Origin of the sequence: Actomonas aquatica (assembly GCF_019679435.2) — a bacterium.
Classification (GTDB): domain Bacteria; phylum Verrucomicrobiota; class Verrucomicrobiia; order Opitutales; family Opitutaceae; genus Actomonas; species Actomonas aquatica.
Genome location: NZ_CP139781.1, coordinates 3682373 through 3697399, shown reverse-complemented (window position 1 = coordinate 3697399; position 15027 = coordinate 3682373). Strand labels below are relative to the sequence as shown.

Annotated in this window: 11 protein-coding genes; 6 read left to right on the top strand and 5 right to left on the bottom strand. The window is 65.7% G+C overall.

Features of this window, described 5'->3' with window-relative positions; translation table 11 throughout:
• Positions 1 to 277: 277 nt before the first annotated feature.
• Positions 278 to 1480, bottom strand: a complete 1203-nt coding sequence (locus K1X11_RS14395; RefSeq protein ID WP_221031512.1) for a zinc metalloprotease — start codon at positions 1478 to 1480, stop codon at positions 278 to 280.
• Between the two features lie 268 nt (positions 1481 to 1748).
• Here K1X11_RS14395 and K1X11_RS14390 point away from each other — a divergent pair, with 268 nt between their 5' ends.
• From K1X11_RS14390 to K1X11_RS14370, 5 genes are all read left to right on the top strand, one after another.
• A complete protein-coding gene (locus tag K1X11_RS14390; RefSeq protein WP_221031511.1) occupies positions 1749 to 2675 on the top strand; it encodes a helix-turn-helix domain-containing protein in 927 nt (308 codons plus the stop codon).
• A gap of 96 nt (positions 2676 to 2771) precedes the next feature.
• Positions 2772 to 3923, top strand: a complete 1152-nt coding sequence (locus K1X11_RS14385) for an NAD(P)-dependent alcohol dehydrogenase (protein ID WP_221031510.1) — start codon at positions 2772 to 2774, stop codon at positions 3921 to 3923.
• Positions 3924 to 4160: 237 nt separating this feature from the next.
• Positions 4161 to 4556 (top strand): (R)-mandelonitrile lyase, encoded by a 396-nt coding sequence (locus K1X11_RS14380; protein WP_343212931.1) that lies wholly within the window; start codon positions 4161 to 4163, stop codon positions 4554 to 4556.
• A 71-nt stretch (positions 4557 to 4627) separates the two neighbouring features.
• Positions 4628 to 4993 (top strand): cyclophilin-like fold protein, encoded by a 366-nt coding sequence (locus tag K1X11_RS14375; RefSeq protein ID WP_221031508.1) that lies wholly within the window; start codon positions 4628 to 4630, stop codon positions 4991 to 4993.
• A 51-nt stretch (positions 4994 to 5044) separates the two neighbouring features.
• A complete protein-coding gene (locus K1X11_RS14370) occupies positions 5045 to 6103 on the top strand; it encodes an NAD(P)-dependent alcohol dehydrogenase (protein WP_221031507.1) in 1059 nt (352 codons plus the stop codon).
• Positions 6104 to 6277: 174 nt separating this feature from the next.
• Here the strand turns inward: K1X11_RS14370 and K1X11_RS14365 are convergent, their stop codons facing one another.
• Together K1X11_RS14365 and K1X11_RS14360 are read right to left on the bottom strand one after the other, a co-directional pair.
• Entirely contained in the window at positions 6278 to 9136 is a 2859-nt protein-coding gene (locus K1X11_RS14365; RefSeq protein WP_221031506.1) for a glycosyl hydrolase family 28-related protein, read from the bottom strand.
• A 185-nt stretch (positions 9137 to 9321) separates the two neighbouring features.
• Positions 9322 to 10716, bottom strand: a complete 1395-nt coding sequence (locus tag K1X11_RS14360) for a sulfatase family protein (RefSeq protein ID WP_221031505.1) — start codon at positions 10714 to 10716, stop codon at positions 9322 to 9324.
• A 302-nt stretch (positions 10717 to 11018) separates the two neighbouring features.
• Between K1X11_RS14360 and K1X11_RS14355 the strand changes: the two genes are divergently transcribed.
• Entirely contained in the window at positions 11019 to 11609 is a 591-nt protein-coding gene (locus K1X11_RS14355) for a hypothetical protein (protein WP_221031504.1), read from the top strand.
• A 55-nt stretch (positions 11610 to 11664) separates the two neighbouring features.
• Here the strand turns inward: K1X11_RS14355 and K1X11_RS14350 are convergent, their stop codons facing one another.
• The gene (locus tag K1X11_RS14350; protein ID WP_221031503.1) at positions 11665 to 12486 is read right to left on the bottom strand and encodes a hypothetical protein; all 822 of its coding nucleotides are present in this window, start codon (positions 12484 to 12486) and stop codon (positions 11665 to 11667) included.
• A gap of 218 nt (positions 12487 to 12704) precedes the next feature.
• A complete protein-coding gene (locus K1X11_RS14345; protein ID WP_221031502.1) occupies positions 12705 to 14969 on the bottom strand; it encodes a carboxylesterase/lipase family protein in 2265 nt (754 codons plus the stop codon).
• Positions 14970 to 15027 lie beyond the last annotated feature (58 nt).

The window sequence follows — 15027 nt, the reverse complement described above, 5'->3', positions numbered from 1 at the left end:
TTAACCACGGATGGACACGGATAGCTTCGCCTACCGGCTACGCACGGCTGGAACAAGTTGGGGCCTCTGTGTCGACGATGCACGTGCCCCTAGGCTCTGTGTCCTCTGTGGTTAAAAACCACTCGGCCTCTCCGCTACCTGCGGTTCTCCCCGTCCAGTGGATCCACTCGCTCACGCTCGTAGCTACCGTGCTCTTCCTTCCCTTTTTTACCTTCTGTAAAACCGGCTCTGCCTCCCGGCCATCTGCGTTCCTCTGCGGTAAAAAAACTGTCCCGCCTCACGGTTCGGTGCGCTCGCCTTTTACTCGGGCTGAATCGAGCAGCGCTTGCAGGGTGTCTTCCGAAAAAGGGTCTCGGGTGCATCCCAAGGTTTGTGGCAGGGCGGCCAATCCGGCGGCGGCCAGCGCCTCCGCGCGAGCATAGTCGCCGGACGCCAAGGCCACGGCCGCTTCGGCGCGATAGCGCGTGGGGGGATCGAGCTCCAATGCTCCGGCCGTGTCCAACCACGCTTTCGCAGTGGTCGCCTCTCCGGTGCGGGTGGCGAGCAACCAAGCGTATTCACAGCGAAGGCCGTCCTCAAAGAAGTCTGGCAGCGGAGTCGTGTCGTCGACCGCTGCGTCGAGCTGTGCCTGCGCCTCGTGCCAATTGCCGCAGTCGGCCGCCGACAAATACGTCATGTAGTGTCCCGTGCGATCCGCTGACGCCTTTCCCACTCGCTCGCGGACCCGTTGCATCAACTCATCCGGAACGTCGCGCGGTCGTGTGCCGGCGAGGGTGAGCGCCGTGACGCTCAGCATCGCGGCTTCTTTTTCCCCCGCCGGTCCCTTGCGTCGCAGCTCCAGCAGTCGTTTTCCATCGGTGGAAAAACCGGACACTTTGGCCGGCCAGATCGTGGCCAAAAACTGCAGCGCCGAAATGACGCTGAACAGCACCATGCTGTTGTGCAGAAAAGAGCTATGGATGGCGGCGACCGGCTCCATTCCGCGCGAGAGCAGACCGCCGCCCACGGCCCCGAGCAGACTTGCCGCCGGACCTCCCGCGACGACCCGGGCGAATCCGCGCAAATTGAGTTTTCCCGGATCTTTGGGCAGGCAGACTGTGGTGCCCTCGAAGAGATTTAAGCTTCGATCCATTCCGGCCCGCAACCCGTTGGGCGTGCGCAGGATTTTGAAGGGACCGACGGTGAACAGAAAGAGCCGCTCACCGTTTAGCCGGCCCGCGAGGAGGTGCCCCAACTCGTGCAGGCCGGTGGCCAGCCAGATGAGCAGGGGAATACAGGCAATCAGTAGCAGCTTGGGTCCCCAGCCGGGAAGGGGCGCGAGACCATTGGCCAAATAGGCGATCGTCCCGTAGCCCACCGCTGCGCCGACGGCCATGGCGACGAGGGTCCTGCCCCAATGGGAAGCCGCGGGAGCGGGTTCGGGGCGATGGGGCGGATGACGCAGCACGACCTCAGGAAAAGGGCTCGGTTCGGTGGCCATGTCGGCGAAGCAAACGGCCTTCAGTTGCGCCGCAAGTCACTGGCATCGATTACGGAGTTTTGGCGGCCAGCGGCAGCTGCAATCGATCCGCCAGAGAGGCAGCTCAGCGCGACCAGGGCTCGCAGCCTACATTTTGCGTTCGAACCCACACTGTAGGCCGCGAGCTCGCTCGCGCTACGTTGCCCCACGGCTTTGTTGCCTTCTGTAAAACCAGCCCGGCCTCCCGGGCAGAATCCCTTACGCCACGGGACTTTCCTTTCGGCGGGTTGTGCCTACGGTGGCCGGCGTGACGCCGGTTCCCGAAAGCACTTCCATTGAAACCTTTGAGCGCTATGTGGGCGGCGCCTGCCCCAATGCGGGCACCGGCGCGGCGTGGCAGGGGCTCAAGGCCTGGCGCTTGCTGCCGCCTCGCGTGAGTCGCGCCCGCACCATTCCGGCGGTCAATGAACCCTTCCTCGCCTGGACCTACTCCGGCGACGTCATCTTCGAGGAGCGCGAGGGCGACAGCCCGTGGATCAGCCACCGCATCCAACGCGGTTCCTTCTTCCTCACCAATGGCGGCGATCCCTACGAGTGCCGGTGGCGCAACCAGAGTAGTGAGGTTTTTGATACAATGGCGGTCTTCCTCGACCTGCGGGTGTTGCGCACAGCCTTTGACGAGGTGTTTGGGCCCGATGCCGATCGCGCCCGCTTGCGCGACCTCTCGGCCTTCACCGACGATACGCTCGATTTCTACATGATGCAGCTGCGCGGTGAACTCCTGCGCCGCCAAGCCAGCCCGATCCTCATTCGCGGCACCGCTCAGGCGATCGCCATCCATCTGGCCCGTCACTACGCCGAGGCCATCGACGATCCGCGCAGTGTTTCGCCGGCGCTGCCCGGGTTTCGCCTGCGCCAGATCACCGCCGCCATGGAGGCCAACCTCGCCGAGGGCTTCAGTCTCGACGAACTCGCGGCCCAGGCGCAGCTGAGCAAGTTCCACTTCAGCCGCCTCTTTAAACAAGCCACCGGCCTGTCGCCCTCGCGTTACCTTCTCGACCTTCGCCTCAAGACCGCCCGGCGGCTGTTGCGCGAGACCGACCGCAGCATCATCGAGATCGCCTTGGACATCGGATACCGCAACCCGGGCCGTTTTGCGCAGCTCTTCCGCCGCGAGCTCGGAATCACCCCCAGCGAATACCGCCGGCGCCTCTGAGCAGACGCAGGACGGTCGCCGATTAACGCAAGATCGGGATAGCTCGCGCAATAGCATGGCGGACGCGGTCCCCGTCGCTGGGTAGGTTGCGAGCGTATGCTGCTGAAAACACTCACCCGACTTCTCTTCACTCTGTCCCTCGCCGGCGCGGTGCTTCACAGCGCCCGTGCGGCGACCGCCATCGAGGGGCCCGTGCCGTCCAAGGGCTACGCCATGTTCTCCGCCGATGGGGACTTCAAACCCTACGAGTTCGAACGTCATGCCGTCGGCGATCACGACGTGCTGATCGAGATCCTTTACGCCGGCATTTGCCACAGCGACATCCACTCGGTGCGCAGCGAGTGGGGCGGCTCGCCCTATCCGGTCGTGCCGGGTCACGAGATCGTCGGTCGCGTCACCCAGGTCGGCAAAGACGTCACCAAGTTCACCGTCGGCGACATCGCCGGCGTCGGCTGCATGGTTAATTCCTGCGGCGAATGTGAGATGTGCCGGATGGGTGAGGAGCAGTTCTGCACCCAGGGCGCTGTCTTCACCTACGGCTCCAAGGATCGTTTCCATGGCGATGCGGTCACCCAGGGCGGCTACTCCAACAACATCGTGGTGAAGGACGCCTTTGCGGTGAACGTGCCGGCCGATGCCGACCTCAGCCGCGTCGCCCCGTTGCTCTGCGCGGGCATCACCACCTACTCCCCACTGCGCCGCGCCGACATCCAGGCGGGCGACAAGGTCGCCGTCGCCGGTTTCGGCGGTCTCGGCCACCTCGCGGTGAAGTATGCGCTATCCTTCGGTGCCGAAGTCACCGTCTTTGACATCACCGAGGAGAAGCGTGACGCCGCGCTCGAGATGGGCGCCGTGCGCTACGTGAACGTGAAGAAAGAGGGCGCCACCAAGGGCCTCAACAGCACCTTCGACTACGTGCTCAGCACGATCCCGAAGCCCTACGACCCGATGATGTATGTGAACATGCTCAAGCTCGACGGTGAGATGGTCATCGTGGGTTTGCCGGCCTTTGCCGAGGCGCCGTCCATCCTCATCAACCGCTTCATCTTCTCCGCCCGCCGCAAGGTGTCCGGTTCGCTCATCGGCGGTATGCCCGAGACCCAGGAGATGCTCGATTACTCCATCGCCCACGACATCTATCCGGACGTGGAGATGATCGCCGTGGACCAGATCGATGCGGCTTACGACGCCGTCGTCGATGGTGAGGTGCAGTTCCGCTACGTCATCGACATGGCGACGATGGACTGAGCCGCGCTGCCCCGCCGCCGCTCCGCCGGTTTCGCAAAACACCGCAATAACGATACAGCCGGCGCAAGGCCTTGGGCGACGACCCGGGCCGCGCCTGCTAAAGTCAACCCACTGAACCAACCTGTCATGCAACGACGACACTTCCTCCAAAGCACCGGAGCGCTCACCGCGCTCGCTCTCGCCGGCGCCGCCCGCGCTGTCGGTGCCACCAGCTCCAACGCTCAATCCTCTGCTCCCATGAAAATCACCCGCAATGGCTCCCAACCCTCCATGCAGGGCCCCGCTCAATGGTTCACCGGCGACGTCCGCGTCGACCCGATGTTCCAGCCCGAAGCCCCGGCCCGCACCGCCGCGGCCAACGTCAACTTCGACGCCGGCGCCCGCACCGCTTGGCACACGCACCCGCTCGGCCAGACCATCATCATCACCTCCGGCCTCGGCTGGGTGCAGGTGGAGGGTGGTCCCGTCGAGGAAGTGCGCCCCGGCGACATCGTCTGGTTCCCGCCGCACGTGAACCACTGGCACGGCGCCTCGGAAAAGGTGGGCATGACCCACATCGCCATCCAGGAAGCCCTCGACGGCAAGGTCGTCGAATGGGGCGACCACGTCACCGACGCCGAATACAACGGCTGATCTTTAACCCGGGAGGTGGTCGCCCCCGTGGTGGCTGCCTCTCGGTTTCCTTTCCCCCCCCTCTTCCTGCCATGCAACTGCGCCTCGAGGACGGCTCCGCCGTATTCAAACTTAAACTACACGACAATTCGGCGGCACGCGACTTCGCCAAGCTGCTGCCGCTGGCGGTGGAGTTGCGCGACTACGCCAGCACGGAGTTGATCGCCGATCTGCCGCGTGCGCTCGATTGCAGTGATGCGCCGACCAGCCACCGGCCGCGCGCCGGCGACATCACCTACTACCGCCCGTGGGGCAACCTGGCGCTATTTTACCGTGATGCTCCTGCGGCCGCGGGTCTCGTGCCACTCGGCCGCTTCACCGGTGGGGCCTTTACGTTGCGGGCCGATCGCCCGCAGTCGGTTGTATTCGAGCCTATCGAAGACGACGTTACGCCCTGAAAGCCGCCTCCACCTCGCCCATTCTCCTCAACCTTAATCCCGCTTCCAACCATGTCCAAACCTCGCGCCTACCGCGTCAAAGCCTACTCCGCCACCGCCGCCGACTCGCCGCTCGCGCCGGCTACCATCGACCGTCGTGAACCGACGGAGAACGATGTGAAGATCGACATCCTCTACTGCGGCGTCTGCCACTCCGACCTCCACTTCGCCCGCAACGAATGGGGCTTCACCGAGTTCCCGGCCGTGCCTGGTCACGAGATCGTGGGCCGCGTCGTCGAAGTCGGCGCCAAGGTCACCAAGTTTAAGGTCGGCGACCTCGCCGGTGTCGGCTGCATGGTCGGCGCCGACCTGAGCTGCCCGCATTGCCAGGCTGGCAACGAACAGTTTTCGCCCACGCAGGTGCAGACCTACGCCGGCACCGAGCCGGTCATCGGCGGCCCGACCTTTGGCGGCTATTCGCAGAACATCGTGGTGCAGGATCACTTCGCGCTGAAGCTGCCCGAGAACCTCGACCTCGCCGCCGTCGCGCCGCTGCTCTGCGCCGGTGTCACGACCTACGCTCCGCTGCGCCACTGGAAGGTCGGCCCGGGTCAGAAGGTCGGCATCGTCGGCCTCGGTGGTCTCGGCCACATGGGCGTGAAGTTTGCCCGTGCTTTTGGCGCGCACGTCGTGGTGTTCACCACCTCGCCGAGCAAGAAGGAAGACGCCCTGCGCCTCGGCGCGCACGAAGTCATTCTCTCCAAGGATCCCGAGCAGATGAAGGCGCACGCTGGCACCTTTAATTTCATCCTCGATTGTGTCGCCGCCGAGCACGACTTGAACGCCTACCTCGCGATGCTCGCGCCGGACGGCGTCATGACGCTCGTGGGCGCGCCGGAGAAGCCGATGCCGGTCCTGTCCTTCTCGCTCATCATGGGCCGCAAGAGCCTCGCCGGCTCGATCATCGGCAGCATCGCCGAGACCCAGGAGATGCTTGATTTCTGCGGTGAGCACGGCATCACCAGCGACATCGAGATGATCCGCATGGATCAGATCAACGAAGCTTACGAGCGCATGCTGAAGAGCGACGTGAAATACCGCTTCGTGATCGACATGGCGTCGCTGCAGTAAGCGCGCGCGCCCGCCGGATCCGTCCGGTGGGCGTGTTGGTTTACGGAGAGGCAGGGCGGGTTTTTAACCACAGAGAGACACAAAGCCTTAAGTCAGTGCCAGCAGTGCGTAGCCGTTAGGCGGAGCCATGCGTGTTCATCCGAGGTTAGAAAACAGCCCTGCCTCTCGGCCGCGTTAGGGGAGCAGGTAAACTTCGACGAGGGTGAGGCCGGTGTCGGTGCCTTGGCGGTCGGCGCGGACGGTGTAGCTGCCGGGGGTGAGTTCGGCGAGCAGGGCGGCGTCTTCGCTCGGTTCGCTTAAGGCAAACGCGCCGACCGTTGCGGCCGCTGCGGCGATGGCGGTGGCGTCTGCGCGGGTCGACCAGTCGTCGACGTGTTCGAGCTCCGTGGCCAGGCCGTCGACGATGTGATGGAGCGTGAGTAGTGGATCCGCCAATACAGGTGAGGTGCCGACGTGAGGCGCGAGCGACGGGCCGACCGCGCGCAGGAGCACGGTGCGGGCTTCATCGCCGGCGAGCACAAAACCCGCGGTGAGGGTCGGGGTATCGGGGTCGAGCAGGCGCAACGCGGAAAGGTTGACGAGGTGTCCGGGCGGTGGGTCGGCCGGGCCGCCGACGGGCAGGAGGTAGAGCTCCACGAGGGCCGGGCCCTGGGTGTCGTTTTCGCTGGTGAGCACGGCGGTGTAGTTGCCGGGGGCGAGCCATTCGAGCAGCGCAGTGTCGGCGGGCGAGCTGAGCGGAAAGGCGCCGACCGTCGCGCTGGCCGAGCGCAGCGAGGTCTCTTCGCCCCAGGCGGTGTTGAGCGCGAGCAAGGTGGCGCCGGCGGGATCGATGCGATGCAGCGTGAGCCGCGGGTCGGCGAGGGGGGCGGTGGGGATGAAGGTGGCGAGCGATGGGCCCACGCCGCGCAGCAGGACTTGGGTGGAGGCGGTCTCGAGGGTGAAACCCACCGTGAGGCTGCGGTCGGGCAGAATGGTGGTGAGCACCGATTCGTTGCTGAGGCGACCGCCGACGGTGGGCTCGGGCTCGGGTTCCGGCTCGGTGCTTGGCGTGACAGTGACGGCGACGGCGGGGCTGGTGACGCGGCCAGTGGAATCGGTCACGGTGACATGGTAGCTCCCGGCATCGGCGGCGGTCAGGTTGGTGAGCTGGAGGGTGGGGGCATCGCGATCGGGCAACGGGGTGTTGTCCTTGAACCACTGGTAGTGCGGTGTCTCGCCGGGTCCCGTGGCCACACTGACGGAGAGCGTGACGTCGGCCCCGGTGGCGGCGGTTTGAGCGGACGGCGCGGCGACGAGGGTGATCGGATGCAGCAGCCAGTTGGCCGTCGAGCCGAGGCGGCGGGCGAGTTGATCGCGGAAGAGGGACTGCGGTTCGAGAGTCGCGCCCTGACCGATCCCTTCGGCGTGATCGAGTGGGTCGGTGCGCTCGGCAGAGAGCGGACGTTTCTCGGAGAGGTTGATGGCGCTCGCGTTGCCCTGGGTGCCGATCACGTAGCCGGTGCCAAACTGCTGGCTGTGCACGATGTAGTTGCGGCCCGGGTAGTAGGCGTGACCGGTGGTGTTCCAGAACACGGATTGAGCGGCGCTCAAGGCATGGCTCGGATCGGAACCGGAGGCGCCGCGGTAGGCGGCTTCGAAGTAGGAGCGGGTGACGGTGTTGGCGTCGATGAGGTTGGAGTGGCTGAACACGCCGTGGTGATCGCTGCCCTTGCCGGCGGTGGTGGTGGCGACGCCGTTGCCGAGTTGGGTGCCGGTGTCGTGGTCGTGGTTGCCGGTGACCACGTTGCCGGCGTTGTCGATATGCCACATCACGATGCCATGGCGCATCCACCCGGTCTCGCAGTCCATGACGAGGCAGTCGTTTGCCGAGCTCAGGCGGATGCCGTAACCGTTGCCACCGCCGCCACCGTATTGGGTGTGGGCGATGACCACGTCGCGCACGGTGATCTGGCGGCTGTAGTTGAGCAGCACGCCATTGGAGAGCAGGTGGGCGCCGTTGGCGTTGCCGGGATTGTAGGACTGCAGGTCGCGCACCCAGCCGCCGTGCACGCCGCGCAGCTCGACCAGAAAACTATTGTGGGTGTCGTAGGCGGCGCGAGTGGGGTCGGAGTAGTCCGACTCCGCCCAGCCGTCCCCGGGGTGGGCGTCGTTGCCGATGCTGAGATGCTCCACTCCGACGCCGGTGAGCAACGAGGTCGACCGGTAGGCGCGGGCGCCGTCGCGGGTGAGCAGATACCAACGGGTGGGGGAATCGAGCGTGAGGGTGCGGTTGTTCGTATCAATAGATTCGATACGATGCAGGCTGCGGGGGCCGCGGATGCGGTCGATCGACGGGGTCCAGTCCACGCCATCGGCGCCGGGGCCCATGTGCAGATCGGCGATGAAGGCGGCGGTGGCGGGGTGGTGCAGCACGATGGTGTCACCGACGGCGAAATCGGAAACGTCGGCCACCTGCACCTCGCGAGTGGGACCGGGTTCATCGCGGCTGAGCAGCACGGGGGTGCTGGCGGTGGTGTTCCAACTGCCATTGCTGGCGGGACGGGCGAGCACGACGCGGGCGTTGCGCATCGTCGTGGTGGTATTGTGCAGGAAGGTTAGGTCCGGGCCGGCCCCGCGCAGCACCACGTGGGAGTTGCGGAGGGTGAGGCAGGCCTCGGCGTCGGTCGGCAGGGAGAGGCGGTAGTGACCGGCGGGCAACCACACCACGCCGCCGCCCGCGGCCCCGGCGGCGTCGATGGCGGCCTGGATGGCGGCGGTGGCATCGGCCTGGCCCGTCGGGTCGGCGCCGTAGGTGGCGACGGCATCGAAGAGCGGTCCGGTGGGCGCGGGCAGCGGCGCGGCCGATTGGGCGTAGCCGGCGTAGGAAAAGTCCTGGAGGAAGGCGCCGGTCAGGAAGTCATGGATGCCGGATTCGTGCGGGGGGCTCCAGTCGGTCGGATAGAGGCTGGAGCTCCACGTCTGGGCGTAAAGCAGCGCAGGCGAGAGGAGGAGCAGCAGGAGGGCAAAGGAGCGGAGCGAGCGAGGGGCGGACACACGAAGTGGGGGAGTGAGGTGCCTTGATAATAATAATTATAACAAGCGCAAGCCGAGTTGTGGGTGGGAGAGGGACCGAGGGGTAACGTAGCGCGAGCAAGCTCGCAGCCTACAGTGAGGTTCCGAATGCAGAATGTAGGCTGCGAGCTTGCTCGCGCTACGTTGCCTCTCAACTCCGCCAGGCTTCAGAACTCCCAGAAGCGTTCGCCGTAGGTTTCTTCAAGGTGATCGAAGTGCGACTCGTCGGCGTTGCTGCGCAGCACGAGGGGCGGCGGAAAGGGGCCTTTGGCGGCGTGGGCGGCTTCCATGGCGGTCCGCATCGCGGCCACCTTTTCCGGCATGGCGTCGGCGAGGTTGTGTTGTTCGCCGGGATCGTCACGCAGGTTCACCAACAGCAGCGGGTGGGGCGCGACCTGGTGTTTCCAGCGCGCGCCGGGGAATCCCGCGTAGGGCAGTTTGAGCTTCCAGTCGCCCTCACGGTAGCCGGAGAGCGTCATGCCGTCATAGAAGAGGAAGGTATTGTCCGCGCGCGGGCCGGTGCCGGCGAAGACAGGCTGGAGGTTTTCGCCGTCGTAGGCGCGGTCGGTTGGGAGTTCGGCGCCGGTGAGGGCGGCAATGGTGATCATCCAGTCGGTCATGACGGCGACGGCCTCGTAGACCTGCCCGGCTTTGATGCCGGCCGGCCACATGGCGACGGTGGGCACGCGCATGCCGCCGTCGAAGGTGAACTGTTTGCCCTCGCGCAGGTGGGCGGCCGATCCGCCGTGATCGCGCATGACGTGCCACGGTCCGTTGTCGCTGGAAAAGACGATGAGGGTGTTCTCCAGCAGGCCTTGGGCTTCGAGTGCGGCGCGGATCTGACCGACACTCCAGTCGAGCTCCTGAATGACGTCGCCATAGAGACCGCGCTGCGAGGTGCCTTCGAACTCGGGCGAAGCGTAGATCGGCACGTGCGGCATGTTGTGCGCGAGGTAGAGGAAGAACGGTCCGTCCGGGTGGCGGCGGATGAAGTCGACGGCGCGCTCGGTGTAGGTGCGGGTGGTGAAGCGTTGGTCGGGCGCGAAGTCGACGACATCATTGCCTTCCAAATACACCGTGCTCTCCATGTCGTTGGAGTAGGGGATGCCGAAGTATTCATCGAAGCCACGCTGCAACGGCAGGTAGCGATGGTGGTGGCCGAGGTGCCATTTCCCGACCGCCGCGGTGGCGTAACCCTGATTGTGCAGCAGCTCAGCAAGGGTGAGTTCGTCGGTCGGCATGCCAGTGAAGGACTCCGGGAAAAACACGCCGCCGATGCCCATGCGTTGCGGAATGCGACCGGTGAGCAGCGCGGCGCGCGACGGCGAGCAGACGTGGGCGGCACTGTAGAAATCGGTGAACTTGATCCCGTCGACCGCGAGGCGATCGAGGTGGGGCGTGGCGATGTCTTCGGCGCCGAAACAGCCGAGGTCACCGTAGCCCAGATCGTCGGCGTAGATGATGACGACATTGGGTGGAGGGGTTGCGACTGGACCGGCGGTGAGCAGGGGAGAGAGCAGCGCAAGTATTGGCGCCAGAGCGAAGGCGAGTCGGATCTTCATGGTGGGGCGGGGTCGGCGGGGTGAGGCGCAGGCTGGGTGCCTGCGATTGCCGTCGCAACGTCGATCCCGCGCGCCGGCGTGCCGTGCACTCTGCGCGAAAGCGGCGAAGGCCGTCGTGCAAAGCGTCAGAACCGGAGCGCCGTGCACATTGCCTGAGCATTCTTAAGGCTCACATCATGAACGGGAAACGTCAGCCGAGAATAGTTGGTCCGGCATGAGCAAACGGGAATGGCATCACCGATTCGCGCGGCTCCTCCGGGCGCTGCGCGGATGACTGCAAAATTCATCCTCACATCCTCACCATGAAGACCACGTTGACCCTCCGCGGTGCCGCTATCCTCGGCGCCCTTACCACCACCGCCTTCACCCTGACTGCTGGCGAAGACCACTATCGCGTGACCGATACGCCAACCGAGTCCCTGATCGAACAGGCAGCGGCCGCGCCGAACTTCACCCCACAAGAAGAGGCGGAAATCGCCGCGGCTTCCAGCTATGGCGCCAACCGCGTGTTGCTCGAAGTCCTCGTCGATGAAGATCCCTCCAAGGTGGCAATGTTGCACAAGCTCGGGACCCTCGCCGCCGATCAAACTGCAGCCGTGATCGCCAACGTGCGTTCGCTGCCGCTCGACGGTTCGGAGTCTGCCCTGCGCCATGAGGCGGTTCAAGGTGCCCGCGCCGCCAAGACGGGTTTACTCAAGGCCGCCCGGGAACAGGTCGTCGGTCACGATGGCATCTCCGACGCGGAGGTCGTTGCGGCCATCGATGCCGGGGTGATTGCCGGCGCGGAACGCGGTTCGCGTGAGCTCGGTCTCGACGTCTGGGGCGTGGTGGTGACCACGCTCGACGAAGAGAGTTACGTGTCGGCGTCCGATCCGATGCGCCACCACTATTGAACGCCTCGACTCGGGCGCAGCACGGCAGCGGAGCTCGTCGAACCGACCGCTCGGTTTAGGCGCGTTCCGCTGTCATGCGCCGACGGATACGCAGGGCGAGCAAGGGCAGCAGGGCCAGGCCCGTCCACCAGGCGATGGTTGCCGGTTCCGGCACGGCGGCGTAGATGGCAACGCCCACGCTGTTGAGTTGGTAACCTTCCTCATCGCCGTTGTATCCCGCGGAGATGAAATCGAAGGACAGGGCGTTGCTCGTGGTGAGATTGTCCGTGGTATAGGTGAAGGTGTTGGTCTGCAAGTAACCGCCCTCGGTGTAAGCCGACTCGATCGTGCCGCCCGCGCCGGCGGCGATATCGAAGGTGTAGCTCAGGGTGGAGAGCCCGGAGAGGCCTTGCACGATGGTCTGGGTGGAGCTCAACAGCACTTGATTGGCCAAGGTGCTGTAGTCGCCTGCGACGTCTCCGCTCATCAGGACCGCGCGGTTGCCGTTGTCACCGCGGTGAATGCCTTGGAAGTGCACGCCGTCACTGATCATGAGCCCAGGCTCCCAGTCAGATGGAGTCAGGGTGTCGAAGTCCACCGTCACCACGATGCGCAAGTCACCGCGGGTCAGATCGGCATCAAGCAGAGACCAGTGTAGTAACACCTGATCTTTGTCGTGGGTGTTGGCGGCAAAAACCAAGGAGGATCCGGAAATGCTGTAGCCGGCCGCGAGGGTGACATCGCTACTGGCCTCCAGTTGTGTGCCGGTAAGGGTTTGATTAAAAAGCACGGTCTGAGCGCCGAGCGAACCGGTCAGGATTAGGGTGGCGGCCAAGACCAGCACGGCTTGAAACCGGGGAGCGCGAGCTGCGCCCGCGAAGGGGTTGGGGGTGTTCATGAACAGGGGAGAAAGGAACCCCGTGATCATCCCCGTTGCGGACGGGTTTGGTAAGTGTGTTGATGAGCCACCGCGGAGGCGCGTGCCGGTGGGCCTGCGTGGGGAAAGGCCCCGAAAATCATGATAATCAGTAAAATGCAAAAGCGCCCTCGGGTGGAGGGCGCTTCTGGAATGAATGAATAGAACTTATTTCTGCTGTGTTCCGTGAGCGCGCGCTCTCAGTCGCGCAAGGCGCCGGCGCGGTTTTCGAGCACGACCTCCGACACGGCGGTGCTGTCGTAGGTGAGGGGCTGGTGGGAGCAGAAGCCGATGCCGACGTAGAAGGGGCCGTCGAAGGCCAACTCAAACGGCTCGCCGAGCTGGTGCATCGGTTCGCCGTCATAGCTGACCCAGAGGGTGAATTGTGTGCCCGCTTTTTGGATACCGAGGCGCAGGCGGGCGTAGTCGGTCTCGACGTGCACGGCTTCGGCCATGTCGGCGCCCTTCTCCGCGCGGTAGGCGAGATGCACCAGGCCACCGCCGTGCAGGGCGCTCATGACCTGCTGGCTGTTGTCGTCGAGGTCCTGACGGATGACCAGCACGGCCTTGCGATCGAAGTAACCCGCGCCCTGCGGGAAACGCACGTCGGCGGCGAGGGTGACGTCTCCCTCCATCTGTTTCCAGAGGTAGCGGAACTCGTCGCGAAAATACCAGATGTTGGAGCTGGCCGAGGTGAGGCTGTAGGTGTCGTTGCCCGGCTCATAGCTGGCGCGTCCCGGCAGGTAGGGGCCGCCGATGTCGGCCTGGCCGTCGAAGACGCCGATGGGTTGATCGATCACGACGCTTGGGCGCGAGAACCCGGCGGGCGGCGGCACTTGCTGGTGGATGGCGGAGCCGGCGAGGGTCCAGTCGGGCACGAAGGGGATGCTGGGGTCGCCCAAAAATTCGTAACGGGCGCGATGATCGTCGAAGGTCACGCGGGCCTCCGGATGCAGGTGCATGACCGGGTGGTCGTTGGCCGGGGTGTAGGTCGGCCAGACCGGCAGGCCGTCGGCGTTGGGGTCGCCGGCGCGGGCGAAGTTGGCCCAGTAGGCGGACATGCGATCGGCGAGCGCGTAGTCGGCGTCGGTCCAGGGCGCGTCCTTGGAGTTGAGCACGTTGAAGGCGTATTCGATGTCCCAGGAGTGGGCGGCGCGCGGTTGGTCGCCGGGCTGCGAGAGCGAGGCGCTGAGCGGCACGAGGCGGTCGAAGAGGTAGCGGTAAACCGGCTGGCCGCTGGTGCGGCGGTGCTCCTCGAGCCAGTTCCAGGTGGAGAAGCCGATGAAGCGATCGCCCCCGTAGTCGGCGGCGGCGCGGGCGGCCTCGGCGTCATTGGAAGCTGAATACGCGGTGAGGAATCGTTCGGCAAAAATGCCGAAGCGTTCGCGGGCGGCGAGCTGCATGTGGGCGAGGGTGGGTTCGGCGCGGCCAGTAAGGGCGGCGGGTCCGCCCTCATCGAGGGTCCAGCCGGCGAGCAGCGGGACGCGGGCCTGTTCGCCGCGGGCGAAGACGCGTTGGGGCGTGGCGGTGAGGAGGAGTCCGTCGACATTGGGGCGGAAGCGGCCCCAGTCCACCGAGCGGGTGAGCAGTTCCGCGGCGGGGAGGGCGCGCAGCTCGGCGAGGGTGGGCGCATCGATCGCGGCGGCAAACTCGGCGCCGCGCGCGGTGGCGGTGGCGAGGTCGGGCAGGGGGCCGCCGAGGGCGCTGCCGCTTTGGCCGATGGCGCGGTGGAAGAGGCCCTTCGCCTCCGGGGAGGCCATGAGGGTGCTCACGGCCATGGAGCCGGCGGATTCGCCGAAGATGGTGACGTTGGCCGGGTCGCCACCAAAGGCTGCGATGTTGTCGCTCACCCAGCGTAGGGCGGCGACCATGTCGAGCAGGCCGTAGTTGCCGGAGGCGCCGACGGGAGACTCGGCGGCGAGCTCGGGGTGGGCGAGGAAACCGAAGACGCCCATGCGGTAGTTCATCGAGACGACGATGACGCCCTCTTGGGCGAGTTGGGTGCCGTCCTGGCGTGGTTCGCTGGTCGCGCCGGCGAAGAAACCGCCGCCGTGGATCCAGACCATGACGGGCAGGGCGGCGTTGGCATCGGCTTGGGCGGCGGCGGCCGGTTGCCAGACGTTGAGATAGAGACAGTCCTCACTGGGACCGTCGTCGAAGAAGCGCATGTCGTCCCAGATGTGCACCTGCATGGCGCGGGGGGCGAAGTTGTGGGCGGCGCGCACGCCGGACCACGGGGCGACGGGCTGGGGCGGTTGCCAACGCAGCTCGCCGACGGGTGGGGCGGCGTAGGGAATGCCTTTGAAGGCATTCACCGCGCCAGCGGCGGTGGAGAGTCCTTCGACGGCGCCGGCGGACGTGGTGACGCGAACCGGAGTGGAATCTTGAGCGAGGACGGGCAGGGTCGCGGCAACGAGGCCGACGACTGCCCCCGCGAGACAGCGGAGCAAACGGGCGGGGTTCATGGGGAAGCCACCACGCTGACCCTTCGCGCGTGCCATCGCAATCGACGAGTCAGGCAAC

Bases quoted from the DNA above. Each gene is read 5' to 3' on its own strand.
- K1X11_RS14395 (WP_221031512.1), bottom strand. From the start codon at position 1,480: ATGGCCACCGAACCGAGCCCTTTTCCTGAGGTCGTGCTGCGTCATCCG.
- K1X11_RS14385 (WP_221031510.1), top strand. From the start codon at position 2,772: ATGCTGCTGAAAACACTCACCCGACTTCTCTTCACTCTGTCCCTCGCC.
- K1X11_RS14380 (WP_343212931.1), top strand. From the start codon at position 4,161: ATGAAAATCACCCGCAATGGCTCCCAACCCTCCATGCAGGGCCCCGCT.
- K1X11_RS14375 (WP_221031508.1), top strand. From the start codon at position 4,628: ATGCAACTGCGCCTCGAGGACGGCTCCGCCGTATTCAAACTTAAACTA.
- K1X11_RS14370 (WP_221031507.1), top strand. From the start codon at position 5,045: ATGTCCAAACCTCGCGCCTACCGCGTCAAAGCCTACTCCGCCACCGCC.
- K1X11_RS14360 (WP_221031505.1), bottom strand. From the start codon at position 10,716: ATGAAGATCCGACTCGCCTTCGCTCTGGCGCCAATACTTGCGCTGCTC.
- K1X11_RS14355 (WP_221031504.1), top strand. From the start codon at position 11,019: ATGAAGACCACGTTGACCCTCCGCGGTGCCGCTATCCTCGGCGCCCTT.
- K1X11_RS14350 (WP_221031503.1), bottom strand. From the start codon at position 12,486: ATGAACACCCCCAACCCCTTCGCGGGCGCAGCTCGCGCTCCCCGGTTT.
- K1X11_RS14345 (WP_221031502.1), bottom strand. From the start codon at position 14,969: ATGAACCCCGCCCGTTTGCTCCGCTGTCTCGCGGGGGCAGTCGTCGGC.